Source organism: Streptomyces sp. NPDC002463 (assembly GCF_042889835.1).
Taxonomy (GTDB): domain Bacteria; phylum Actinomycetota; class Actinomycetes; order Streptomycetales; family Streptomycetaceae; genus Streptomyces; species Streptomyces nymphaeiformis.
Genome location: NZ_JBIARL010000030.1, coordinates 34,601 through 58,491, shown reverse-complemented (window position 1 = coordinate 58,491; position 23,891 = coordinate 34,601). Strand labels below are relative to the sequence as shown.

Below are 23,891 nucleotides of genomic sequence, written 5' to 3'. Positions count from 1 at the left end.
CCCTCGGCGGAGCTCAGACGACGGGCAGGGTGTCGTCGGAGAAGATCCCGGTCTTCAGGAAGAAGCTGAGCGGCTTGCGGATGGCCTTGCGCTCGTGGGGACGGCGGCGCTCGTCGGCGACCAGCGCGTTGCGCAGGGCCAGCGGGTCGGCGATGCCGGCGTCGCGGTAGACGTGCGGGTTGTAGAGGGAGTTGATGCTGTAGACGACGTACCGCTTGAGGTACGCCTCGACCTCGCGGATCCGCTCGGCGCTCACGGCCTGGCACATCCGCTGGTACAGGAGGGAGACCAGCTCGCGTCCGAAGGCGATGTGCCGGGACTCGTCCTGGTGGTGGATCCGGTTGACCTCGCGGATGGTGTGGCAGAGGGAGTCGTCCTTCGCCATCCGGGAGTTGTAGTGGTCGACGAGCTCCTCGAAGAAGAGGATGCGGGTGAAGACGAGGAAGTTCTCGACCTCGGGCTCCCAGGCGGCGTCGGCGCGCATGCCGGTGGAGCCGTAGATCTTGTGGCCGTAGCGCCGGCAGAACTCGGAGAAGAACCACATGTGTTCGTTCTCCTCGCCGATGAAGTGGTGGAAGAAGTCCGAGGGGACCTCGAAGCCCGGCATGTGGATGCGGCCGACGACCTCGATGAGGAGCTCGCGGATGCCGTGCACGTTGAGGCTGTAGAAGTTGATGGACTCCCACTTCGACAGGCGCTGAAGCGTTTCCTCGCCGAGGGTGTCGTAGTGCTCGGTGCCGTAGACGGTGAGCAGCTCCGGCGTCATCCAGAAACGGTTCTCCTCCAGTGTCTCGGGCCACTGGAAGGTCTGGTACGGGTTGTAGTAGTCCTCGACCGAGCGCTCGCTGAGACGCTCCAGGACCTCCATGAACCGGTCGGTGACCGGCAGCGGGGCGGCGACGCCCATGTTCTCGCTCCTTGGGAGTGGGGTTACGGGCGGACTTCGTAGACCGCGTTCACCGGGGTCTCGGTGGCGCGCCGCCAGCGGGTGAAGCCGGCCTCCTCGGCGATGGCCCGGAAGGCCTTCTCGCCGGAGTGGTTGCCGAGGGCGTGCGGGCCGCGCTGGGCGACGGCGACCGGCAGGCACATCACGGCGGACAGGGCCATGAACATGCGGGCGGCGGGGGTCTGGGTGTCGATGTCCTGCGGGGAGACGTTGGACTCGACGAGCATCCAGGTGCCGTCCGCGTCCAGGGACTTGTGGACGTGCTGCGCGGCGGCGACCGGGTCGCCCATGTCGTGCAGGGCGTTGAAGAAGCACACCAGGTCGTAACCGGAGCCCGGGTAGTCGTCGGCGGAGGCGACCTCGAAGACGACCCGGTCGGACAGGCCGGCCTCCTCGGCGAGCTCCCGCGCGATCGAGATGGCCTCCTCCGAGTAGTCGAAGCCGTGGACCGTGGCGTTCGGGAAGGCCTTCGCGATGAGGAGGGTGGTGTGGCCGACGCCGCAGCCGACGTCGGCGACCGTGCCGCCGCCGTTCAGCTTGTCGGTGACCTGGTGCAGGGCGGGCAGCCAGTCCGGGACGAGCTTGTGCTCGTACGTGGGCTGGAAGAAGGAGCCCATGCCGGTGTCCAGGGCCGCGTCGTGCTCGGCCCAGCCGACGCCGTCACCGGTCCGGTACGCCTCGACGAGCAGGTCCTCGGTGGCGTACAGCGCCTTGAGGGCGGTGAAGAAGCCCGCCGCGTAGGTGACGGCCTTCGGGTCGGCGAGGACCTCGACGTGGTCGGCGGGGAGCGTGTACGTGAGGGAGCTGGGGTGCCGCTCGACGTACCCGGCGGAGAGCTGGGCGTGCAGCCACTCCTCGACGTACCGCTCGTTCGTGCCGGTCTTCGCGGCGAGGTCGCCGGCGGTGATCGGGCCGTGCGCGGCGAGGGCCTTGTACAGGCCGAGGCGCTCGCCGAGGGCGACGGTCAGACCGCGGACGGCCGCGCCGGCGTCGGTGATGACCCGCTGGTGGAAGTCGTGGGCGCTCATGCGGCCTTCTCCTCCTCGAACGCCGGGGTGTCGCACGTGAACAGGAAGGAGCGGGGCACGCGCGGCACGGAGCGGGCCGGAACCGGGTACGGCCAGCGGTCGAAGGAGGCGCCGTCCTCACCGGGCTGCCTGACCTCCCGTACGGCCCAGCCGCAGTCGGCGAGCAGCGCCTCCGGCTCCTCGGTGCCGAAGAGCCACGGGTTGCCGTCCTCCTTGAGCGCGCTCATGAAGGTGCGGGCCAGCGGGTTCTCCAGGGCGGACTTGGAGATGACGTCGCCGAGCAGCACGGAGCCGGGCGCGGCGTGCGAGGCGAGCAGCGAGATGAGGGTCCGTACGGCCTGCTCGGGCAGGAAGAACAGCAGGCCCTCGACCACCCACAGGACGGGCTCCTCGCTCTTCCAGCCGGCCTCCTTCAGGGGGCCGGTCCAGTCCTGCGTGAGGTCGACCGGGATCGGGACCCGGGTGCGGCCCGCGGGCAGCGGCTCGTCCTTGAGCATCTCGGCCTTGGCCTCCAGGAGCGCCGGGCGGTCGAGCTCGTAGACGGTGACGCCGTCGGGCCAGGGCAGCCGGAAGAAGCGGGTGTCCATGCCGGCGGCGAGGAAGACGACCTGCCGGATGCCGCGCTCCTCCACCGCCTTCACGATGGCCCGGTCGAGGTAGGTGGTGCGGATGGCGAGGAACGGCACGATGCCGCCGCCGTCGTAGCGCGCGAGCAGTTCGAAGCCGATCTCGTCGGCGACGGTGCGCGCGTAGGGATCGGCGAACAGCCGGTCCTCGCGCTCGGTCTCCAGGGCGCGCGCGGCGGCGGTCCACTGGGCGGTGCGGGATACGGCCTCCACAGGAGGTCCCCCTTCACTTGGGATACGGGATTCGACGGTGATTCGGACGGCCGTGTTCAGGGGCCCGACGAAGGACGGTTCGTCAGGCGCTCATGGCCGGGACACAGGTCTTGGCCGGTCGCACACAGGCGACGGGGTCCTCGGCCGCGGGCATCGACGACAGATGGCCGGCCTCGGCGTCGGCGGGGCGCCGGCGGAAGATGCTGTGCAGGATCATGCTGAACACGGCCGTCCCGTCGGCGGCCACGAGCGTGCACCGCGGCTTGACGGTGCCGGTGGCGGGATTGAACGGCGACGGGGTCGCGCCGAGGATCTCGACGCGGGCGGTGAGGACGTCACCCGGGCGGACGGGCCGCAGGTAGCGGACCTCGTCGATGCCGGGCGAGCCCGTACAGGCGCTGTAGGCGAGCAGTCCGTCGACGTAGCGGCGCATGAACATCGACTGGGTGTGGAACCCGCTGGCGATCAGACCGCCGAACGGGGAGTCCTTCGCGAGCTCGGGGTCCGTGTGGAAGGGCTGCGGGTCGAAGCGCCTGCCGAACTCCAGCACCTCCTCCGCCGTGACGGTGACGGTGCCCAGTTCATGGACGTCGCCGGGCCGGAAGTCCTCGAAGTAGCGCATCGCGCGCCCCCCTTGACCTAGGAGTCTGCGTTTCCTGGCATCACCCAATCTACGAATCAGTCATTTATTTTGTCAACCCAAAATAAGGGCCCGGGGGGCCCTTCATCACAGTGCTTGCGCTATGTCGCCCCACAGGTCCTCGACGTCCTCGATCCCGACCGACATCCGCACGAGACCGGGCGCGATCCCCGCGGCCGCGAGCGCGTCCGCGTCCAGCTCGCGGTGGGAGGTGGACGCCGGATGGGCCACCAGCGTCTCCACGCCTCCGAGCGACAGCGCGAGCTTCGCGAGCCGCACGCGCTCGATGAACGCCCGGCCCGCCTCCCGGCCCCCGGCGAGCTCGAAGGAGAGCAGCCCCCCGCCGCCGGCCAGGACCTTCCTGGCGGTGTCGTACGAGGGATGGCCGGGGCGCCACGGGTGGTGGACGGCCGTGACGCCGACGCGGGAGGCGAGGAGCTCGGCGAGGGCGGCGGCGTTGGCGCAGTGTTCGCGCATCCGCAGCGGCAGCGTGGGGATCCCGCGCAGGGTGAGCCAGGCCGCGAACGGGTCGGCACAGGCACCGAGTTCGACCGTGCGGGGCCACACCCGGCGGCGCAGCGCGTCGTCCGCGAAGACGGCGGCGCCGCCCAGGACGTCCGAGTGCCCGGAGAGGTACTTGGTGGTGGAGTGCACGACGATGTCGGCGCCGAGCTCCAGGGGGCGGCAGAGGACGGGCGAGGCGAGCGAGTTGTCGACCAGGCTCGTCACCCCGAGGGCGCGGGCGGCGGCGAGCAGTCCCGGCAGGTCCGGGACCTGGCCGGTGGGGTTGGCGATCGTCTCCAGGACGAGGAGCCGGGTGGCGGGGTGCACGGCGGCGGCCTCGAACTCGGCCGGGTCGTCGCCGGATATCCGTACGACCTCGATCCCGTACCGCTCGGCGAGGTCCGCCAGGACGGCGTGCGTCCCGCCGTACAGGCAGCGCTGGGCGACCACCCGGTCGCCGGGCTTGAGCAGGGCCAGGAGGACACCGCTGATGGCGCCCATCCCGGAGGCGAAGGCGATGGCGCCCTCCCCCGATTCGAGCCCCGCGAGGGTCTGCTCCAGGGCCCGGACGGTCGGGTTGCCGCGACGGCTGTAGACGTACCGGCCGTCGGGGTCGGCCATCGCGCCGGCGAGCTCGGCGGCGGAGTCGAAGGCGAAGGCGGAGGACTGGACGAGAGGCACGGAGAGCGGCCAACTGCCGCCCTGAAAGGGCTCGTTGAAGACGTGCACGGCACGGGTGTTCAGTTCCACGGGGAATCCTCTCCGAATACGGGAAAGGGGCCGCCCGACGTCCGGGGTCGGACATCGGGCGGCCCCTTCGGGACGGGGGTCAGACGGAGACCTTCTCGCCCTGCGACGCGGGGGCGGCGGCCTCGGCCGCGACCGTCTTGTCGCTCTTCATGACGAGGAGGGTGACGACACCGCCGACGGCGGCGATGATCGCGGCGCCGATGAAGGCGGAGGAGAAGCCCTCCGTCAGCTTCGGCAGGTTGCCGAGCTGGTCGGCGCCCTGGGACATGGCGACGGCGGTGAGCGCGGCCAGGCCGAGCGCGGAGCCGACGTTGTAGGTGGTGTTGACGATGCCGGAGGCGAGACCCGCCTGCTCCTGCGGGGCGTTGGCCATCGCGCTCATCATCGTCGGGATGTAGGCGAGGGACATGCCGAGAGCGGCGACCAGCGAGGCCGGCAGGACGTCGACGAGGAAGGTGCCGGTGGGCTCGACGGCCGCGAGCCAGACCAGACCGGCGGCGAGGACGAGCAGACCGCCCGCGATGAGCGGCTTGGCGCCGACCTTCATCATGAGCCGGGCCGTGATGGCCGTCATGAAGATCATGAGGAGCACGGTCATCGGGAGGAGCGCGGCACCGGACTCGAAGGCGCCGTAGCCGAGGACCTGCTGGAGGTACAGGTTGAGGAAGTACCACATCGGGATCCACGCGGCACCGAGCAGCGTCATGGCCAGGTTGGCCGAGCCCAGGCGCGGGACCCGCCAGACACTGAGCGGCATGAGGGGCTCGCGGATGCTCTTCTGGATGACGAAGAAGAGGATCAGGAGCACCGCGGCGCCGACCAGTTCGAGGATCGTGGCGGTGGCGCCCCAGCCGACCTCGGGGGCACGGACGACGGCGAAGACGGCGAGCGCGAGACCGGCGGTGACGGCGACGGCGCCGAGGATGTCGACGGAGCCGCGGCGGGACTCGACGTTCGGGAGGAGCTTGGTGGCGGCGAGGGTCGCGAGGCCGATCGGGATGTAGATGATGAAGACCCACTGCCAGCTCACCCACTCGGTGAAGACACCACCGAGGAACACGCCCGCGGTGCCGCCGGCGGGGGCCGCGGCGCCGTAGAGCGCCATCGCCTTGCCGAGCTCCTTCGGGTCGTGCATGAAGAGCATCATGAGCAGGGTCATGGCGGAGGGCGCGATCAGCGCACCGCCGACGCCCTGGACGGCGCGGCCGACGATCTCGACCCAGGCGGTCTGCGCGGCGGCGGCCACGACCGAACCGGCGATCATGACGGCCCAGCCGGAGACGAAGATCTTGCGGGCTCCGACGAGGTCGGAGAGGCGTCCGCCGAGGAGCAGCAGGCCGCCGAAGACGATCACGTAGGCGTTGAAGATCCACTGGAGCTCGCTCTGCGAGAAGCCCAGGTCCTTCTGCATCTCGGGGAGCGCGACGCCGATGATCGAGGTGTCCATGATGACCATGAACTGAGCGGCGGCGAGCACGACAAGTGCCCACCAGCGCCGGGGATTGACGGTTGACATTGCCCTGACCCTTCACTCGCTGCTGCATACCCCTAGGGGGTACCTGTGCGGAGCACCGTAGCATACCCATGGGGGGTATGTAAGGGTGAGGTGAGAGCGCATGGGAAGCACCGCCTCCGCGCTGGCGGGGGCGCGCGGGAGGCGGCGCCTCGACGCTTGCGGCGGGCGCGGGGCGCGCCGTCCACGTGCCTGCGGCGGGGCGCGGGAAGCGCCGCCTCTGCACACGCGGCGGCGCGTCGGAAGCCCCGCCTCCGTGCCCCCGGCCGGGCAGAATGCCCCCATGACCGCAGACCAGGACCCCGCCCTGCTCCAGCGCTGGAACACCACCCTGCTCGCCGCCCGCGCCGGCCGCGAGGGCCCCGACCCCGCCCCGTACGGCCGGAACCTGCTGTCCCGCTGGGCCGAACCGCAGCGCCGCTACCACACGGTCGCCCACCTCAGAGCGGTCCTCGACCGCATCGACGAGCTCGCCGACCAGGGCGGGGAGGGCGGCGAGCTGGAGCTCGTACGGCTCGCGGCCTGGTTCCACGACGCCGTCTACCGCCCGGACCGCTCGGAGAACGAGGAACGCTCGGCGACCCTGGCCGAGAAGGCGCTCACGGAAGCGGGCCTCACCCCGCACGAGGTGAGCGAGGTGGCCCGCCTCGTCCGCCTCACGACCACCCACGACCCGGCCGCCGGCGACCTCAACGGCGAGACCCTCTGCGACGCGGACCTGGCGATCCTGGCCACCGCCCCGGACACCTATCGGGGGTATGCGGCGGCAGTCCGCGAGGAGTACGCCTTCGTCCCCGAACCGGACTTCCGCAAGGGCCGCGCCGCCGTCCTCCGCCAGCTCCTCGGCCTCCCCCGCCTCTTCCGCACCCCGTACGGCGCGGCGGCCTGGGAGGAGCGGGCCCGGGAGAACCTGGAACGGGAACTCGCGGAACTGGCGGACAAGTCCGGCAAGGACTGAACGAACGGGCCGGAAGGACCTCGCCGACGCCAAAACGTAATGAGGAAGGACCCCTACCGCCGGTAAGATCATTTTCGTTTGCCCTTGACCCGCGAGAGACGCCAGGAAAGTAAAAGAAAATGAGACTGAACAGGGCCCTTCCGATCGTCGCCGTAATACCGGCCCTGCTTCTGGCGTCCGCATGCAGCGGGGAATCCGCGGAATCCGGCGAAAAGAAGCCGAAGGCGACCGCGCAGAGCGCCGACGAGAAGAATTCCGCGGAGGCGAAGCGCATCGGCGCCCTCGACGCCGCGCAGCTCGAAAAGGCCGCCCTCACCGGAAAGGCCGCCGGATACGAGGCCAAGAAGATCGCCAAGGCCGAGGTCGAGGCCGGCCGGGACATGAAGTCCGACAACAAGGCCTGCCAGCCCCTCGCCAGCCTGATCGGCGGCTTCACCCACCTCCCCGCCGTGGGCGTCGCGCACCGCTCCCTCAAGCCCACCGCCGCCACCGACGCCACGGTCGGCTCCATGTGGCTCGCCTCCCACTCGGAGGCCGACGCCACCCGCGTCATGACCGACCTCCGCGCCGCCGTCACCGCCTGCCCCAAGGGCTTCAAGACCCTCGGTCTCACCTACGGCAAGGTCGAGAACCTCCCGGCCCCCAAGCTCGGCGCCGGCGCCGACGAGACCGTCGCCTACCGGATCACCGGCGACATCGGCAAGCAGAAGGTGCCCATGACGTACACCGTGGTCCGCAGCGGCGGCGTCGTCGCCGCCTTCTACGGCGTGAACATGTTGGACCCGGGCAAGGCGGCGATCCCGGTGCCGGTGGTCGACGCCCAGCTGAAGAAGATCGCGGACACGAGGGGCTGACACCGCCCGCCGCGGAAACGGAGAGGGGCCGTCCCCGGTGCATCCGCACCGGGGACGGCCCCCTTTCATTCGACGGTCAGCTGACGTGTCCCGATTCCGCCGGGAACTCCGGCGGCCAGGGGCCGTCGTACAACGACTCCCGTTCGCCCATCAGGGCGTACTCCGCCTCCCGCCAGCTCGGATGGGCGCTGACGACGAAGCTTTCGCCCTCCGGATCCAGGATCCAGGTGTAAGCGGAGTCCTCCGCCGGAATGCCGTGCCGTTCGCTGAGCACGCCGAACTCGGCGGCGGTCGCCCGCCGGATGTGGAGCCCCTTCCGGTAGAGGGGCTTGAGGAACATCAGCTCCACATGCCCGAAGGAGACCTCGACCCTGGTCGTGGTCCCGTCCACCAGCGTGGCCTCACTGGTCAGGAAGAGCAGGCGGTGCGAGGGGTTGAACCCGCTGACTCTGAAGAGCCGCCCCTCCCGGATGAAATCTGTCATGCCCACCATCTTCTCCTCGCTGCTCCACCGGCTCGCTACTCCACCGGCGTTCCATTGGCGTACGTCAGCTTCTTCGGGAACACCCGCTCGAACACCGGCTTGCCCGAGGCGTCGAGCACCGGCTTGCCCGCCTCGTCGAGCTTGGTCATGTACCACTTGATGGACGCCCAGTTGCGGTACTCCATCCGGAGGGCCGCACGGAGCTTGGTCATCTCCCACGCGGTTCCGTAGCCGCCCTTCCGGATGAGCTCCCAGTCGCTGTTCGGGATCGTTTCCCCTCGCTCCAGAAGCAGAGCCAGCGCCTCGTCGGCGTTCTTGGCGCCTTCGACACCGTCCAGGGTCACCGAGAGCTCCACGTTGGGGTTGGCCACAGCTCGCTCCACTCCCACCGTCCAGATGGGGCGCTCCCCCATCCCCATGGCCGCCGGGAGGTTGGTCCCGAACGCCTTGTTGTTGAACGTCTTCGCGCCGAGAGCCCCGGCCAGATCGTCCGAGTGGGGGTTGACCCCGAGGACGATGTGATCGCCGTCCTTCACCAGATCGCTGAGGATCTTGGTGCATTCCTTGACGACCTCGTCGCCGGCCGCCGCGACGGAGAACGCCGCGAGCTTGAAGGTCCCGGTGTTCGCCGCCTCGCACGCCTCGCCGATCTTCCGGAGGAGACGGCTGATGATGCCCTGGACGGCGGCCTCGGTCAGACCGATGGTGCGGAGCGCCCGGTAGGCGTCCATGAACCCGATGCCCGTCTTCATGGCGGCGTCCAGCGCCATCACTCCGGCCTTCGCCGACCGGAAGATCACACCGCCGACGAACCAGCTCGCCGCCCAGGCGCAATCGCCCCAACTACCGCCGGAGACACCCGGCGTGAGCAGCTTGGCGCAGCCGATGAAGTCGCCGAGCAGGATGTCGACCGGGTCGATCCCCGAGTTGAACTCGGTCATCGTCAGCGTGATGCTGAGGGTCTTCGTCTCGGCCTTCGACACCTCGGGGCCGAGGTAGACGGTCTCGGCGGCCGGGCAGCTGCCCGAGGCCGTGTACTGCTCCCACGGCACCATGCACATGTACACGTCGACGTGCGACTTGTACGTGACGTCGGACGTGATCTTGCAGTCCCCGATGTGGATGATCGGGTTGCAGTTGTCCTTCTTGACGTTCTGCGGCTCGCCGATGTACTCGATGTGGTCGAGGACCGCCCACACATCGCTGATGCCGGTGGTGACGCCCTGCGAGATCTGCTCGCCGTTGCCGCTCTTCTCGGTGCGGTCGGCGGCGGCCTGGGCCTCCTCCGCCGCGTCCCTGGCACCGGCCGCGGCCGTCTCGGCCGCCGTCGCGTCCTCCTCCGCCTTGGTGGCGGTGGCGCGGGCGCTGGCGGCGTCCTCCTCGGCCTTGGTGGCCACGGCACGGGCGTTGGCGGCGTCCTTCTCCGCCTCGGTCGCCGCCGCGTCCGCCGCGTTGGCGTCGGACTGCGCGTCCGACGCCGCCGACGACGCCTTCAGGGCGTCCTCGCCGGCCGCCATGGCGTAGCCGTCGGCACGGCCGGCGGCCGCCTGGGCGTCCTTGGCGTCCTTCGCCGCCTGGGTGGCCGAGGCCTGGGCCCGCTGGTACGCCTTGGCGGCGCGCAGCGAGTCGGCCGCCGCCGCTGCGGAGGCCTCCGCAGCGAGCTTCATGTCCGCCGCCGCCTGCGCGGCCAGGGCCTTCGCCTCGGCGGAGAACTCCTCGGCCTGGTTCGCCGTCGCGGCGGCGGACGCGGCCTGCTGCTGTGCGATCGTCAGCGACTGCTGGCCGGTCAGCACCGCGAACGCCGCCGAGCTGTCGTCCTCCTGGAACGGTCCGCCGAGGGCGATGGCCTCGTTCGCCGGCTTGGTCACCGCGGCAGCCGAGTCACGGGCCGCGAGCGAGGACTGCACCGCCGCGAGCGCCTTGCCCGCGGTGACCGCCGCCCAGGACGCGGTCTGTGCCGCCTCCGAACGGGCGGCCGCGGCCTCCGTCTTGGCGACCTTGGCCGCCGCGGAGGCCTTCTCCGACTGCTCCTTGGCACCCTTGGCGTCGGCCGCGGCCGCCTGCGAGGCGTCGATGGCCTCGGCCGCCGCCGCGTGCGCCGCGGCGGCGGAACCGGCCGCGATCCAGTAGGACGCCCAGGCACTGTCGGCCGCCGCCTTGGCGCGGGACGCGGAGCCCTGCGCCTTGGTGGCCGCCTCGCGGGCGCTGGTGGCCGCGGCCGTGGCCGCGTTCGCCGCCGCGCGGGCGTCGGTGGCCGCCGTGGTCGCCTCGTTCGCGGCGGCACGGGCGTCGGTCGCGGCGGCGCGGGAGGCGGTCGCCGCGTCCGTACCCTCGTCGGCTGCGGCGTTGGCCTCGTACGCCGCGGCCTTCGCGTTCAGCGAGTCCCGCCGCTGCTCGGCCTCGAGGGCCTTGTCGCGGGCGGCGACCGCGTCGCGTTCCGCCTGTTCGGCGACGGCCCGCTTGGAGGAGGCCGTGGATCCCGCCGCCTCGGCCGAGGCGCGGGCGTCGCTCGCGATCCGGCCCTGGGCGACGGCGTCCGCCTCGTGGCCGGCCGCCTTGTCCCGCTCGCGCTCGGCGGTGGCCCGGTAGGCCGCCGCGTTGGCGCGCTCCAGCTCGGCGACGGCACGCTGCGCCTGCGCGTCGGCCGCCGCCTGCTTGGCGTCCTGTTCCTCCGCGAGGGCCTTCTCCTTGGCCTTCTTCGCGGTCTCGGCGTTCGCCGCGGCCGAGGCCGCGTAGGCGTCGGCGCTGTCCGCGGCGGCCTTCGCCTGGGCGGCGGCCTCCTGCGCGGCGATCCGGCGGAACTCGGTGTTGACGGCGTGCGCCTCGGTCTTCGCCAGCGCCAGCAGCGCCTCGGACGTCGACACGGTGGCGTTCGCCGCGTTCAGCGCCGTCTCGGTCGCCTTGGAGGCGGCCGTCGCGGCCGCGCCCGAGGCGCGGGCGACCTGCACCGACTGCCGGGCGTACATCAGGCCCCGGCCGCGCGGCACCTCGGCGGCGTCCGCGATCGCCCAGGCCTGCTGCTGGCCGGTCACCGCACGCTGGGCGGCGGCGTTGGCGGCGGTGGCCTGGTCCTTGGCGGTGGTGACCAGCGCCTGGACCTTGCCCCGGGCGTTCGCCAGGTCGGCCTTCGCCTGGTCGAACAGGGCCTGCTTCGGCTTGAGGATGTGGTCCGGGTCGGCCTCCAGCTGGTCGTGCCAGTACTTCTGCCAGCGCAGGATCTGGTCCGCGCGCCACGCCTGGCCGATGGCCTCGATCATGGCGGCGGTGGCGGACCGGGTCGCGGCGGCGGCGTCCGCCTCCGCCTGCATGATGACGGCGCGCGGCGCGGCCTGACCGGCGTACTCCGCCTCCCATTCGGCCGAGGCCTGGGAGACCGCCTCGCTCAGGGCGTTGCGCGGGTCCACCGGGTCGGCGTGGTCACACGCGGACCACGACTGCTTGAGGTTCTCCACCTCGACGCGGAACTCGGGCGTCCCCTCGGCGACCTTGCCGGCGGGGAAGCCGCCGTACCGCAGGTACCTGGCGATGTCGGAGGACGTGGTGCCGCCGAAGAATCGGGTGTTGGCGACGTTGGAGTCCCGCAGCATGATGTCGGCCGCGAAGTCGTTCCAGCTGTCCTTGCCGCGGTTCTGCTCGGTGATCTGCCGGGCCTTGGCGATCGCCTCGGGGCTCGCGTTGGTGTGCGCGTCCCAGCCGATGCGCTCGGCCAGCTTCGCCTGGGTGGCGGCGGTGAACGCGATGACGTCGGCGCCGAACTCCGGTGCGTGCAGCGTGATCCCGTCGTCGAACGAGCTCATCGCGTACGGCTTGTTGGCGTCCTCCAGGATCGCCTTCTGGGCCGCGAAGGCGTCCAGGTAGGCGTAACCGGCCTCACGGTCCTGGTCGTTGGCCTGCCCCAGGGGCATGAAGCCGATCCAGCCGCGCTCGCCGACGACGGCTTCCAGCTGGGCGTCGCCACCGGTCAGGCCCTGCATGGCCAGGGCCTTCGTCTTGGCGCCGCCCGCGTGCAGGGCGACACCCGCGAGGCACCGGTTGAGGCGCGGGGTGGAGCGGGCCTCGCTGATGACGGCGGTCAGTTCGTTGAGCCGGCGCAGCGCGTCGTCGGCGTCGCGGAAGATCGTCCGCATGCCGTCGGAGACCTTCTCGATCGCCTGCGCGAGCGCGGGGACACGGCCCACGATCACGGCGTTCGACGGGATGTCGACCAGCGCCCAGAGGCAGTCGTCGACGTCGGACCCGGCCAGGCAGGTCTTCACCTTGGCGGCGTCGAGCTGTTCGAAGAGGATCCGCCCGCCGTTGGCGTCGGCCCACGCGACGACGTTCACGGAGACGGCCGCGAGGCCCTTCCGGTAGTCGTCGACACAGGTCTGGCCACAGGCGTCGAGGAGGATCTGCTCCTCGCGCTCGCCGAGCACGGGCCAGTTGGAGGCGCCGCCCTCGATCGGCGTGGTGCCCTCGGTGAGCGCGTCCTTGTGCGCGGCCTCGTTCTTCTCGCGCTGCTCCTGCTCGGCCTTCTTCGCGGCCTCCTCGGCGGCGGTGCTGTCGCCCGCCGCGTCGCCGGCCCTGGTCTCGGCGTCCTTGGCGTCCTGCTCGGCCTTGGTCGCCTTCTCCGCGGCCTCCTTGGCCGCGTCGGCGGACCGGCCGGCCCTGCCGTTCGCCTCGGCGGCGTGCCGCTCGGCGTCGGTGGCCTCACGGTCGGCCTCGGTGGCCGCGTCGCTCGCCTCGTCCGCGGTGAGGCGGGCGGAGGCGGCGTCGTTCCCGGCCTGTACGGCGTGTTCGCCGGCGGTGTCGGAGGCGGTCTTCGCGCCCTGCTGCGCGTCGGCGGCCTCGGCCGCGGACGCCTGGGCACGGGTCACGGCCTCGGCGGCGCGGGCCGAGTCCGAGGCGGCCGCGGCGGCGGCCTCGGCGGCGAGCTTCGCGTCGCCGGTGGCCTGCGCGGCGGTCTGCTGTGCGGACTGCGCCGCCTGCTCGGCCTGCGCGGCCTTGGCCTCGGCGGCCGCGGCCTGCTGCTCGGCGACCGTCTTGGCCGACTGGCCGACGAGCACGGCGAACGCGGCCGCGCTGTCCTTCTCCTGGTACGGCGCGCCGTACGAGACGGCGTCGCCGGCGGCGGTACCCGCTGCCGTGGCGCTGTCGCGGGCGGCGAGCGCGGCCTGGCCGGCGGCGTAGGCGCGGCCCGCGGCGGTCCCGGCGGACTTCACGGCCTCGGCGGCCCCGGTCCCGGCGGCGATCGCCTCCTGCTCGGCCTTCTTGGCGAGCCCGGTGGCGTTCTCCGACGCCGTGGCGGCGTTGTCCGCGCGGATCGCCGCGTCCTTCGACGCCTCGAGGGCGGTGGCCGCGGCGGCGTGCGCGGTGGACGCCTCGCCGAGGGAGGTGCGGTACGCCGACCACGCGGCGCTCGCACTCGCCTGGGCACGCGCGGCGGCGCCCTCCGCCGTGGTGGCGGCGGAGCGGGCCGTGACGGCGGCGGCGGTGGCCTGGTCCGCGGCGGTCTGCGCGGCGGTGGCGGCCTGTGCGGCCTCGGTGGCGGCCGTACGGGCCTCGGTGGCGGCCGTACGGGTCTCGGCGGCGGCCGCGGTGCCCTCGGCGGCGGTGGCCGCGGCTTCGAGAGCGGCGGCGCGGGCGGCGGTGGCCTGCTTGGCCTGGAGGGCGGCGACGGCCTTCTCGCGGGCGGTCTGCGCGGCCTTGGCCTTGGCGTCGGCGAGCGTCCGCTTGGCCCTGGCGTCGCTGCTCGCGGTCCCGGCTGCCGTGTCGGCGCTGGTCGCCGTCGTCTGCTGGGCGGCGGCGCGCTGCTCGGCCGCCGCGGCCTTGGCGCGCTCGGCGGCGGCCTTGGCACGGGAGGCTACGGCGGTGGCCTGCTCCGTCTGGGCCTTGGCCCGCTCGGTGGCGGCGGTGCCGGCGGCGGCCTTCGCCTTGTCGCGCTTGTCCTCGGCCGTCGTACGGGCGGCCTTGGCGGTGTTCGCGCTCTCGGCGGCGGCCGTGGCGTTGGCCTCGGCGCTGTCGGCGGCGGCCTTCGCCTGGGCGGCGGCCTCCTGCGCGGCGACGCGGCGGAACTCGGTGTCGATCGCGCGCGACTCGGTCTGCGCCTTGGCGAGCAGCGTGTCGCTGGTGGCGATCGTCGCGTCGGCGGCGTTCAGCGCGGTCTCGGCGGCCTTCGCGGCGGCCGCGGCGACCGCCGCGGAGGCACGGGCGACCTGCACGGACTGCTGGGCGTACATCAGACCCCGGCCGCGCGGCACATGGGTCGCGTCGGCGACGCCCCAGGCTTCCTGCTGGGCGGTCGAGGCCTTCTCCGCGGCGGCCGCCGCCGTGGCGGCCTGCGCCTTGGCGGAGGTGACGAGGGCGGCGACGTCGGTCCGGGTCCGGGCCAGGTCGGCCGTGGCCTTGTCGTAGAACGCCTGGTCCGGCTTCTCGAAGATCGTGTCCGGGTCCTGGGCGAGCTCGTCCGTCCAGTACTTGCGCCAGGTCAGGATCTGGTCGGCGAACCAGGCCTGCTCGATGGACTGGATCATGAGGTCGGTGGCCTTGCGGGCCGACACCGAGGCCTCGACCTCGGCCTTGATGATCGCGGCGCGCTGGGTGGCCTGGCCGGCGTACTCCTGCTCCCACTCGACCATCGCGTCCATGACGGGCTCGTTGAGCTTGCGTCGCGGATCGACCGGGTTCTGCCAGTCACAGGCGGCCCAGGCCTGCTTGAGGTCCTCGACCTCGATGCGGTAGGCGGCGGAGTCCTTGGCGGGGGCTTCGACGGCGTAGCCGCCGCGCCTCAGGTAGGAGGCGACGTCGCTGGACGTCGTGCCGCCGAAGTAGTCCCAGGCGACGTCGCTGTCCCGCAGCATGTCGTCGGCGGCCCAGTCGTGCCAGGAGTCCTTGCCGCGGTTCTCCTCGGTGACGGCCTTGGCGCGCGCGACGGCCTCGGGGCTCGCCTTGCTGTGCTCGTCCTTGCCGAGGCGCCAGGCCAGCTCGGTCTGGGCGACGACGGCGTGCCGGGTGATCGCGTCGGCGAAACTCGGCGCGTGCCACTCCATGTCGTCGCTGGCCCAGGCCGACTCGCGGTAGGGCTTGTTGGCCTCGTCGAGGGCCCTGGTGCGGGCCGTCTCCGCGGCGAACTGGGCGTCTCGCGCCTCCTTGTCGGCGTCGGCTGCCTGGCCCAGGGGGCCGTAGCCGATCCAGCCGCGGTCGCCGACGGCCTCGCGGAGCTGCGCCTCGGTGCCGGTGAGGCCCTCGACGGCCTTGGCCTTCATCAGGGGGCCGCCGACGTGCAGCGCGACACCGGCGAGGCAGCGGTCGAGCCGCCGGTCCTGGCCGATGCTGTTGCGGGAGTATCCGGTGTCCGTCTCGGGGGTGGTGTCGGCCGCTGCGGGCGAGGCCTGGACCAGGCCGGTGAGTACGGCCGTGGCGGTGACCAGCGCGGTCGCGCTGGTGGCCCGGGTGAGGGCGTACCGCATGCGACGCCGGCGTCTGCCGACGTCTCTGAACAGGGACATTCTCTGCCTGTCAATCTCTCGATCGCGAGGCAGTGCCATGATCTGGGCATGACAGAGAGCGGCTTGCCGCCGGGTGACGTTCCCCCTGGTCACGACACATGCCGGCACTCGGTTCTCCCCATGAACCGGCACTGCCGCTTACATCGCGACGATGCCACGCCGCGCCCCCGCCCGTGAAGATCAAATAATCTGGACCAAGGTCACGCGACACCCCAGCGGCGGGCAAACCGACCGCGTTGTTGATCATCTTGTTACCCGGCGTAAGGAACCCGGGCCGGGGCGGATCCGTCCCGCATGCCAAGACATTCCCCTCACCCCGGAATGACAGGCACAAACCGCAGGTTGACCCATGTCATGCCGTCTTCCTCAGCCGAGCGCACGACATCCGCCACCACCCCCTCCCCCTCCATACCCCCGGCCCGTATGCCCCTGGCCGTCTACATCCTCGGGCTCTCCGTCTTCGCCCTGGGTACGAGCGAGTTCATGCTCTCCGGACTCCTGCCGCCCATCGCGGAGGACATGGGCGTCTCCATCCCCCGCGCGGGGCTGCTCATCTCCGCCTTCGCGATCGGCATGGTCGTCGGCGCGCCGCTGCTCGCCGTCGCGACGCTCCGGCTGCCCCGCAAGACGACCCTGGTCGCCCTCATCACCGTCTTCGGCCTCGGGCAGATCGCCGGCGCGCTGGCCCCGAACTACGCCGTCCTCTTCGTCTCCCGCGTCGTCAGCGCGCTCGCCTGCGCCGGCTTCTGGGCGGTCGGCGCGGCCGTCGCCATCGCGATGGTCCCCGTCGGCTCCCGCGCCCGGGCGATGGCCGTCATGATCGGCGGCCTGTCCATCGCCAACGTCCTCGGCGTCCCGGCCGGCGCTTTCCTCGGCGAACACCTCGGCTGGCGCTCGGCGTTCTGGGCGGTCGGCGCGGCCTCCGCGATCGCCCTCGTCGGCGTCGTCACCCGCATCCCGCACATCCCGCTCCCCGACACCAGGCCCCGCCTCAAGCGGGAACTGGCCGTCTACCGCGACCGGCAGGTCCTCCTCTCCATCACGATCACCGCGCTCGCGGCGGGCGGCGTCTTCTGCGCCTTCTCCTACCTCGCCCCGCTCCTCACCGACGTCTCCGGGCTCGACGAGAGCTGGGTCTCGGCCGTCCTCGCCCTCTTCGGCATCGGCGCCCTGGTCGGTACGACGATCGGCGGCCGCGTCGCCGACGCCCACCTCTTCGGGGTGCTGCTCAGCGGCATCGCCGCGTCGACCGTCTTCCTGATCGCCCTGGCGGTCTTCGCGTCCAGCCCCGTCGTGACGGTCCTGCTCGCCTTCCTCCTCGGCGTCTCCGCGTTCTACACCGCGCCGGCCCTCAACGCCCGCATGTTCAACGTCGCCGGCGCCGCCCCCACCCTCGCGGGCGCCACCACCACCGCCGCCTTCAACCTCGGCAACACCGGCGGCCCCTGGCTCGGCGGCACCGTCATCGACGCCGGCCTCGGCTACGCCTCCCCCGCCTGGGCGGGCGCGGCGATGACCGCCCTGGGCCTGGCGACGGCAGCGGTGGCCCTCAAGCTGCACAGGTCCCCCTCCCGCGTGGTCACGTCGGGCACCCCCCGACAGCAGGAGCAGAAGGCCGACGCGCCCTGCTGACCTGCCTTCTGAAGAAAATCCCGCCGCGAGCGATGAGTTCGTTCATGATCGGCAGTCAGAGCTCATGAACCGACCGGGACACGAGAAGCCGAGGAACCGACCATGCGCACCCTGATCAGCACCGCCTTCATCTCGCTCGACGGCGTCGTGGAGGCCCCGGGCGGCGAGCCCGGCTACCGGAACTCCGGATGGACCTTCAAGGACGTCGAGTTCGTCCCCGAGGCGTTCGAGATCAAGGGCCGCGAGCAGAAGGAAGCGGCCGCGATGCTCATGGGCCGGACCAGCTACGAGGCGTTCAGCGCCGTGTGGCCCGACATGGAGGAATTCGCGGACTACAAGGTCATGCCGAAGTACGTCGTCTCCACGACGCTCACCGAGGACGACCTCGTCGACAACTGGGGCGAGACGACGATCCTGCGCTCCATCGACGAGGTCGCCGCCCTGAAGGAGACCGAGGGCGGCCCGATCATCGTCCACGGCAGCGCGTCCCTGAACCAGGCCCTGTCGGACGCGGGCCTGATCGACCGCTACCACCTGCTCGTCTTCCCGCTCCTGCTCGGCGCGGGCAAGCGTCTCTTCAGCACCACCGACAAGGACACGCAGAAGCTGAAGCTCGTCGAGCACGAGGCCTACGCCAACGGCCTGCAGAAGAACGTGTTCGACGTCGTCCGCTGACCCGCCTAGGGTGACGCCCGTGACGACACGGATGATCATCCTCAACGGTGGTTCCAGCTCGGGGAAGTCCGGCATCGTGCGGTGCCTGCAGGCCGTGCTGCCGGACCCCTGGCTGGCGTTCGGCGTCGACTCCTTCGTCGACGCCCTGCCCGCGAAGATGCAGGACGACGACGCCGGGATCGCCTTCGCCGCCGACGGCGGCGTCAGCGTCGGCGACGGCTTCCGGGCCCTCGAGGCGGCCTGGGCCGGCGGGCTCGTGGCGATGGCCCGAGCAGGCGCGAGGATCGTCGTCGACGACGTCTTCCTCGGCGGCGCCGCCTCTCAGCAGCGCTGGCGCGAGGCCCTCGGCGACCTGCCCGTGCTGTGGGTCGGCGTCCGGTGCGAGAGCACGGTCGCCGAAGGCCGGGAGATCGCCCGCGGGGACCGGACCACCGGAATGGCCGCACAGCAGGCCCTGATGGTGCACGAGGGCGTGACGTACGACGTCGAGGTCGACACGACCCGCACCGAATCCCTGGAATGCGCCCGCGCGATCGCGGCCCGGGTGGGCTGACGCGCCTCAGGCGACCGGGCGGCCCTTCGGACGGCGCAGGCCCGCCCGGGTGAGGTGGCCGAGCAGCTCCTTCGAGCCGACCTCGATCGCGCCCGCCGCCACCGCGTCCGCGTACCGGTCCGACGGGATGTCGTAGTGGTCCCGCTCGAAGGCGCGCGGCGGCGCGCCGATCGACGCGGCGAAGGCGTGCAGCTCCTCGAAGGAGGCGTCGCTGACCAGGTGCGACCACATGCGGCCGTGACCCGGCCAGGTCGGCGGGTCGATGTAGAGGCTCACGCCGTCACTCCCGTCACGTCAGGCCGCCCACCGGGGCCACCACCACGCCCTGCTTGCCGCAGACCCAGTGCGGGTCGGGGCCGAGCTCCGGCTCGACGTCGAGGGCGTGCGGGTCGCCCGAGGCGCAGACCGGGCAGAGCGGCCAGCGTCCGTACTGTTCGAGCAGGGCGTCCTGCACGTCCTGGGCGACGAGCCCGGCGACGTACGACACCCCCTCGGGCCACTGCTCCACCCACCAGCGGCGGTGGGTCACCGCGTCCTCCACCATCGACACGACCTCTGCGGCGGCCACCTCCCGGGCCACCAGGTCGGCCAGCACCAGCGCGCGGGCGGTGTGCAGCGCCTGCTCCACGGGGTCGATGTCGTCCATGGACTCATTGTCACCCGAGCGGGGGAAAGGGCGAAGGTCCCCTCCGGATCCGGCACCGAAGAGGGCCGACGGGGTCTTGTCGCCCCCATCCGCCCGAAAGTATCTTTCACACGTGACCAATGACGTGAAGGAAAGTTTCATCAGCGACGCGCCCCCCGCCCCCGCCGCGCTCGCGGCCAAGGTGCGGACCCTCGCGCCGTCCATGACCCGCTCCATGCAGCGGGTCGCCGAGGCCGTCGCCGGAGACCCGGCCGGCTGCGCCGCCCTCACGGTCACCGGCCTCGCCGAGCTCACCGGCACCAGCGAGGCGACCGTCGTCCGCACCGCCCGGCTCCTCGGCTACCCCGGCTACCGCGACCTGCGCCTCGCCCTCGCCGGCCTGGCCGCCCAGCAGCAGTCCGGCCGCGCCCCGGCCGTCACCGCCGACATCGCCGTCGACGATCCCATCGCCGACGTCGTCGCCAAGCTGGCCTACGACGAGCAGCAGACCCTCGCCGACACCGCCGCCGGCCTCGACACCGTCCAGCTCGGCGCCGCCGTCGCCGCCCTCGCCACCGCCCGCCGCATCGACATCTACGGCATCGGCGCCTCCGGCCTCGTCGCCCAGGACCTCGGCCAGAAGCTGCTCCGGATCGGCCTCATCGCCCACGCCCACAGCGACCCGCACCTCGCCGTCACCAACGCCGTGCAGCTCCGCTCCGGCGACGTCGCCATCGCCATCACCCACTCCGGCTCCACCGGCGACGTCATAGAACCCCTGCGCGTGGCCTTCGACCACGGCGCCACCACGGTCGCCGTCACCGGCCGCCCGGACGGCCCCGTCACCCAGTACGCCGACCACGTCCTCACCACCTCCACCGCCCGCGAGAGCGAACTGAGACCCGCGGCCATGTCGTCCCGCACCAGCCAACTCCTGGTCGTCGACTGCCTGTTCACCTGCGTCACGCAGCGCACGTACGAGACGGCGGCCCCGGCCCTCGCCGCCTCCTACGAGGCCCTCGCCCACCGCCACTCGCCCCGCACCCGCTGACCCTCACTCGCTCACCGGCGCCGACGACGCCGCCGTACCGAAAGAGCCCCCGTGCCCACCTCGTACTCCGAACTCCGCGCCCAGCTCGCCACCCTCACCACCGAGGCCTTCCGCCCCGAGCTCGCCGAGATCGACCGGCTCCCCACCCTGGACATCGCCCGCACCATGAACGGCGAGGACCGGACCGTCCCCGAGGCCGTCGCCCGGCAGCTCCCCGCGATCGCCGCCGCGATCGACGCCACCGCCGAGCGGATGTCCCGCGGCGGACGGCTGATCTACATGGGCGCCGGCACCGCGGGCCGCCTCGGCGTCCTCGACGCCAGCGAGTGCCCGCCCACCTTCAACACCGACCCCTCGCAGGTCCTCGGCCTCATCGCGGGCGGCCCCTCCGCCATGATCAAGGCCGTCGAGGGCGCCGAGGACTCGCGCGAACTCGCCGCAGCCGACCTGGACGCCCTCGGGCTCACCACCGACGACACCGTCGTCGGCATCTCCGCCTCCGGTCGCACCCCGTACGCCGTGGGCGCCGTCGCACACGCCCGCGCCCACGGCGCGCTGACCATCGGCATCTCCTGCAACGAGGACAGCGCGCTCGCCGCCGCCGCCGAGCACGGCATCGAGGTCGTCACCGGCCCCGAACTCCTCACCGGATCCACCCGGTTGAAGGCGGGCACGGCGCAGAAGCTGGTCCTCAACATGATCTCGACGATCACGATGATCCGGCTCGGCAAGACGTACGGGAACCTGATGGTCGACGTCCGCGCCTCCAACGACAAGCTCCAGGCCCGCTCGCGGCGGATCGTCGCCCTGGCCACCGGCGCGCCGGACGAGCAGATCGAGACCGCGCTCGCCGCCGCCGACGGGGAGGTGAAGACCGCGATCCTGATGATCCTCGCCGACATCGACGCCCCCACGGCCGCCTCACGCCTTGTGGCCTCGGAGGGCCGCCTTCGCACGGCGCTCCACGCGTAGGCACCCTCACCGTCGTCACCGGCAGAGGACGTCCTCCGCAGGCCGCACGCCCTCGGTCAGGAAGCGGGTCACAGCCCGGTCGCCGCACGCGTTGCCGTTGCCGAGGTAGACCCCGTGGCCGCCCTTGTCGACCGAGACGAGGCGCGCCCGGTCGCCGAAGGCCTCCCGCATCCTCATCCCGACGGAGTGCGGGGTGGACGGGTCGCGCAGGTTCTGGATCATGAGGACGTTCGACGGTCCCCGGTCGGTGATCCGGGTCGGCTTCTCCACCGCGCCGCCCTTCCAGAAGGCACACGGCGTGATGTTCGCCGGCATGCCCGCCGTCAGCGGGTAGCGGACCCGCTCGGCGGCGACGGCGCGCTCGTACGCCGGGACGGAGGCGGGCCAGTCCACGTCGTTGCAGATCACGCCCACGCTGACGGTCGCCGCCTCGTCGGGCATCGGCCCGGACAGCTCGGGCGGAAGCACGGGCACGCCCGCCGGGTCGAGGGCCTGGGACATCAGACGGGCGAAGGCCGGGAAGGCCGCGTCGGAATACAGGGCCTGCTGGAGCGCCTGCCGCAGCACCGTGCCGGTCAGCGGGGCGCCGGGGGTCGTCGAGGCGCGCGGCTCCCGGTCGAGCCGGGCGGCGAGGTCGAGGAACAGCGGCCGCACGTCCTCGGGCCGCTCGGCGAGACGCAGCCCGTCCTCGTCCCGCTCCGGGTCGGCCGCCCAGGCCGCGAAGTCGGGGAAACGGTCCTCGGCGCCGCGCGCCATGCCCGCGAGCCAGCCGCGGGCGACGCGCTTCGGGTCGGGGTCGGAGCTGCTGTCGAGGACCCAGCGGTCGGTGCGCCCGGGGAACTTCTGGGCGTACACGGCGGCCACGTACGTCCCGTACGACACGCTCCACGCGGACAGCTTCCGCTCACCGAGCGCCTGCCGCAGCCGGTCGAGGTCCCGCACCTGATTGGCCGTGGTCAGCCCGCGCAGCATGGCACCACCGTTCCGGGCGCAGGCCTCGGCCATCCGTCGCGACCGGGCCACGTTCTCGCCGATGCCGCCGTCGGCGGCGGGCCAGGACCGCAGCGTCACCAGGCGCCGGTCGTCCTCGGCGAAGCCGCACCGGGCCTTAGCGGAGCCGCCGACCCCGCGCGGGTCGAAGGCCACCAGGTCGTACGCGCCGTTCATCTCCTTCGACAGCGCGGCCCCCTTCTGCCCGAGCCGCTGCACACCGGAGCTCCCCGGACCGCCCGGGATCACCATGAGCGTCCCGCGCCGCGCCTCGGGCCGGGTGCTGCGCAGCCGGGCGACGGCGAGCCCGATCTGCTCGCCGTCGGGGTCGCCGTAGTCGAGGGGCACGGAGAGCGTGGCGCACTGCTGCCCGGGCAGCGGCTTCACGGCGGGGTCGCAGTCGCCCCAGTTCAGCGTCGCCGCGGCGGCGGGAGCGGCCCCGCCCCCGACGAGTCCGGCCCCGGCGACGGCGGCGACGGAGAGAGCGAGCATCAGGGCCTTGCGTCCACGATTCGTTGTCATGCGCACAGCCTCGCGGACGGGACGACCGGGCCCCATCCGGCAGGCGGGCGGTTCGGTGGTGGGGCCAACCCCCCGACGCCCGGGGGCGGTTGCCACACGGCCCCGTGAACCCCCAGGTCCCCCGCCTAGACTCCGCCCATGACCACGACACCGAGCCCCGCCCTCGTCACCGACCTCGCCCCCACCGGCGTCCTCCGGGCCTCCATCAACCTCGGAAACCCGGTACTCGCACAGGGCACGCCCGAGGCGCCGGCCGGGATCACCGTGGACCTGGCGCGGGAGATCGCCGCCCGGCTCGGCGTCGGCGTCGAGCTGCTCTGCTTCGACGCGGCGCGCAAGTCCTTCGACGCGATGGCGGACGGCCGCGCCGACCTCTGCTTCCTCGCCGTGGACCCGGCGCGCGAGACGGAGGTCGCGTTCACCGCGCCGTACGTCGTCATCGAGGGCGTGTACGCCGTGCCGCGCGGCTCGGCGCTCACGACGGTGGACGAGGTGGACGCGCCGGGCGTCCGGATCGGGGTCAAGAAGGGCTCCGCGTACGACCTGTTCCTGTCGAGGAACCTCGTGCACGCGACCGTGGTACGGGGAGAGGAAGGCGTCGACACGTTCCGGGACCAGGACCTGGAGGCGGGCGCGGGCATCCGCCAGCCGCTCACGGCGTACGCCGCCGCGCACCCCGAGGTCCGTCTGATCGAGGGCCGCTTCATGGAGATCCGACAGGCCGTCGGGACGACGATCGGCCGCCGCCCCGAGACGGTCGCCTTCCTCCGCGCCACGATCGAGGAACTGAAGACGAACGGCTTCGTCGCGGAGTCGCTGCGCCGCTCCGGGCAGGAGGAGGGGCTGGTGGCGCCGGGGGCGTGACCAG

Annotated in this window: 19 protein-coding genes; 8 read left to right on the top strand and 11 right to left on the bottom strand. The window is 72.4% G+C overall.

All coding sequences use genetic code 11. The features are described from left to right. Nucleotides 1–13 precede the first annotated feature (13 nt). From ACFYX3_RS38135 to ACFYX3_RS38110, 6 genes are all read right to left on the bottom strand, one after another. On the bottom strand, nt 14–907 hold the full coding sequence (locus tag ACFYX3_RS38135; RefSeq protein WP_389024041.1) for a diiron oxygenase: 894 nt from the start codon (nt 905–907) through the stop codon (nt 14–16). A 23-nt stretch (nt 908–930) separates the two neighbouring features. Continuing rightward, nucleotides 931–1,974: a class I SAM-dependent methyltransferase gene (locus tag ACFYX3_RS38130; protein ID WP_389024038.1), complete on the bottom strand. Its 1,044-nt coding sequence runs from the start codon at nt 1,972–1,974 to the stop codon at nt 931–933. Continuing rightward, complete coding sequence (locus ACFYX3_RS38125; protein ID WP_389024035.1) at nt 1,971–2,813, bottom strand: class I SAM-dependent methyltransferase; 843 nt, start codon at nt 2,811–2,813, stop codon at nt 1,971–1,973. Before ACFYX3_RS38125 ends, ACFYX3_RS38130 begins: the two co-directional genes overlap by 4 nt. Nucleotides 2,814–2,895: 82 nt before the next feature. Next, nucleotides 2,896–3,435, bottom strand: coding sequence for a MaoC family dehydratase (locus ACFYX3_RS38120; RefSeq protein ID WP_389024032.1), 540 nt, complete (start codon nt 3,433–3,435; stop codon nt 2,896–2,898). A gap of 105 nt (nt 3,436–3,540) precedes the next feature. Then, entirely contained in the window at nt 3,541–4,707 is a 1,167-nt protein-coding gene (locus ACFYX3_RS38115) for a trans-sulfuration enzyme family protein (RefSeq protein WP_389024029.1), read from the bottom strand. A 79-nt stretch (nt 4,708–4,786) separates the two neighbouring features. Then, nucleotides 4,787–6,223, bottom strand: coding sequence for an MFS transporter (locus ACFYX3_RS38110; RefSeq protein ID WP_389024026.1), 1,437 nt, complete (start codon nt 6,221–6,223; stop codon nt 4,787–4,789). Nucleotides 6,224–6,503: 280 nt separating this feature from the next. On the opposite strand from ACFYX3_RS38110, the gene ACFYX3_RS38105 reads away from it, so the two are divergent. Beyond that, a complete protein-coding gene (locus tag ACFYX3_RS38105; RefSeq protein ID WP_389024023.1) occupies nt 6,504–7,178 on the top strand; it encodes a hypothetical protein in 675 nt (224 codons plus the stop codon). A gap of 119 nt (nt 7,179–7,297) precedes the next feature. After that, nucleotides 7,298–8,032: a hypothetical protein gene (locus tag ACFYX3_RS38100; protein ID WP_382654342.1), complete on the top strand. Its 735-nt coding sequence runs from the start codon at nt 7,298–7,300 to the stop codon at nt 8,030–8,032. Between the two features lie 76 nt (nt 8,033–8,108). On the opposite strand, the gene ACFYX3_RS38095 is transcribed toward ACFYX3_RS38100, so the two are convergent. Both ACFYX3_RS38095 and ACFYX3_RS38090 read right to left on the bottom strand, forming a co-directional pair. Then, nucleotides 8,109–8,516: a hypothetical protein gene (locus tag ACFYX3_RS38095; RefSeq protein WP_389024019.1), complete on the bottom strand. Its 408-nt coding sequence runs from the start codon at nt 8,514–8,516 to the stop codon at nt 8,109–8,111. A gap of 35 nt (nt 8,517–8,551) precedes the next feature. After that, complete coding sequence (locus ACFYX3_RS38090) at nt 8,552–16,003, bottom strand: polymorphic toxin type 27 domain-containing protein (protein ID WP_389024016.1); 7,452 nt, start codon at nt 16,001–16,003, stop codon at nt 8,552–8,554. Nucleotides 16,004–16,426: 423 nt separating this feature from the next. On the opposite strand from ACFYX3_RS38090, the gene ACFYX3_RS38085 reads away from it, so the two are divergent. The 3 genes from ACFYX3_RS38085 (at nt 16,427) to cpt (ending at nt 18,863) form a co-directional block, all read left to right on the top strand. Next, on the top strand, nt 16,427–17,635 hold the full coding sequence (locus ACFYX3_RS38085; protein ID WP_389024079.1) for a Cmx/CmrA family chloramphenicol efflux MFS transporter: 1,209 nt from the start codon (nt 16,427–16,429) through the stop codon (nt 17,633–17,635). A gap of 102 nt (nt 17,636–17,737) precedes the next feature. After that, a complete protein-coding gene (locus tag ACFYX3_RS38080) occupies nt 17,738–18,310 on the top strand; it encodes a dihydrofolate reductase family protein (RefSeq protein WP_389024013.1) in 573 nt (190 codons plus the stop codon). Between the two features lie 19 nt (nt 18,311–18,329). Further along, entirely contained in the window at nt 18,330–18,863 is a 534-nt protein-coding gene (cpt, locus tag ACFYX3_RS38075) for a chloramphenicol phosphotransferase CPT (protein ID WP_389024010.1), read from the top strand. A gap of 6 nt (nt 18,864–18,869) precedes the next feature. Here the strand turns inward: cpt and ACFYX3_RS38070 are convergent, their stop codons facing one another. Together ACFYX3_RS38070 and ACFYX3_RS38065 are read right to left on the bottom strand one after the other, a co-directional pair. After that, nucleotides 18,870–19,139 carry a DUF4031 domain-containing protein gene (locus ACFYX3_RS38070; RefSeq protein ID WP_389024007.1) on the bottom strand — a complete coding sequence of 90 codons (270 nt, stop codon included), beginning with the start codon at nt 19,137–19,139 and terminating at the stop codon, nt 18,870–18,872. A gap of 13 nt (nt 19,140–19,152) precedes the next feature. Continuing rightward, on the bottom strand, nt 19,153–19,509 hold the full coding sequence (locus ACFYX3_RS38065; RefSeq protein ID WP_376592734.1) for a hypothetical protein: 357 nt from the start codon (nt 19,507–19,509) through the stop codon (nt 19,153–19,155). Nucleotides 19,510–19,621: 112 nt separating this feature from the next. Here ACFYX3_RS38065 and ACFYX3_RS38060 point away from each other — a divergent pair, with 112 nt between their 5' ends. Both ACFYX3_RS38060 and murQ read left to right on the top strand, forming a co-directional pair. After that, nucleotides 19,622–20,539 carry a MurR/RpiR family transcriptional regulator gene (locus ACFYX3_RS38060; RefSeq protein ID WP_376592736.1) on the top strand — a complete coding sequence of 306 codons (918 nt, stop codon included), beginning with the start codon at nt 19,622–19,624 and terminating at the stop codon, nt 20,537–20,539. 51 nt (nt 20,540–20,590) lie between these two features. Further along, nucleotides 20,591–21,511 carry an N-acetylmuramic acid 6-phosphate etherase gene (gene murQ / locus ACFYX3_RS38055; RefSeq protein ID WP_389024002.1) on the top strand — a complete coding sequence of 307 codons (921 nt, stop codon included), beginning with the start codon at nt 20,591–20,593 and terminating at the stop codon, nt 21,509–21,511. Nucleotides 21,512–21,526: 15 nt separating this feature from the next. Here the strand turns inward: murQ and ACFYX3_RS38050 are convergent, their stop codons facing one another. Further along, nucleotides 21,527–23,023, bottom strand: a complete 1,497-nt coding sequence (locus ACFYX3_RS38050) for an alpha/beta hydrolase (protein WP_389023999.1) — start codon at nt 23,021–23,023, stop codon at nt 21,527–21,529. 138 nt (nt 23,024–23,161) lie between these two features. Here ACFYX3_RS38050 and ACFYX3_RS38045 point away from each other — a divergent pair, with 138 nt between their 5' ends. Beyond that, nucleotides 23,162–23,887, top strand: coding sequence for a transporter substrate-binding domain-containing protein (locus ACFYX3_RS38045; RefSeq protein WP_389023996.1), 726 nt, complete (start codon nt 23,162–23,164; stop codon nt 23,885–23,887). Nucleotides 23,888–23,891: the final 4 nt, after the last annotated feature.

Excerpts from the sequence above, each read along its gene's own strand:
- ACFYX3_RS38110 (WP_389024026.1), bottom strand. The coding sequence starts at position 6,223 with ATGTCAACCGTCAATCCCCGGCGCTGGTGGGCACTTGTCGTGCTCGCC.
- ACFYX3_RS38095 (WP_389024019.1), bottom strand. The coding sequence starts at position 8,516 with ATGACAGATTTCATCCGGGAGGGGCGGCTCTTCAGAGTCAGCGGGTTC.
- ACFYX3_RS38080 (WP_389024013.1), top strand. The coding sequence starts at position 17,738 with ATGCGCACCCTGATCAGCACCGCCTTCATCTCGCTCGACGGCGTCGTG.
- ACFYX3_RS38105 (WP_389024023.1), top strand. The coding sequence starts at position 6,504 with ATGACCGCAGACCAGGACCCCGCCCTGCTCCAGCGCTGGAACACCACC.
- ACFYX3_RS38100 (WP_382654342.1), top strand. The coding sequence starts at position 7,298 with ATGAGACTGAACAGGGCCCTTCCGATCGTCGCCGTAATACCGGCCCTG.
- ACFYX3_RS38135 (WP_389024041.1), bottom strand. The coding sequence starts at position 907 with ATGGGCGTCGCCGCCCCGCTGCCGGTCACCGACCGGTTCATGGAGGTC.
- ACFYX3_RS38090 (WP_389024016.1), bottom strand. The coding sequence starts at position 16,003 with ATGTCCCTGTTCAGAGACGTCGGCAGACGCCGGCGTCGCATGCGGTAC.
- ACFYX3_RS38120 (WP_389024032.1), bottom strand. The coding sequence starts at position 3,435 with ATGCGCTACTTCGAGGACTTCCGGCCCGGCGACGTCCATGAACTGGGC.
- ACFYX3_RS38130 (WP_389024038.1), bottom strand. The coding sequence starts at position 1,974 with ATGAGCGCCCACGACTTCCACCAGCGGGTCATCACCGACGCCGGCGCG.
- ACFYX3_RS38045 (WP_389023996.1), top strand. The coding sequence starts at position 23,162 with ATGACCACGACACCGAGCCCCGCCCTCGTCACCGACCTCGCCCCCACC.
- ACFYX3_RS38065 (WP_376592734.1), bottom strand. The coding sequence starts at position 19,509 with ATGGACGACATCGACCCCGTGGAGCAGGCGCTGCACACCGCCCGCGCG.
- ACFYX3_RS38085 (WP_389024079.1), top strand. The coding sequence starts at position 16,427 with ATGCCCCTGGCCGTCTACATCCTCGGGCTCTCCGTCTTCGCCCTGGGT.
- ACFYX3_RS38050 (WP_389023999.1), bottom strand. The coding sequence starts at position 23,023 with ATGACAACGAATCGTGGACGCAAGGCCCTGATGCTCGCTCTCTCCGTC.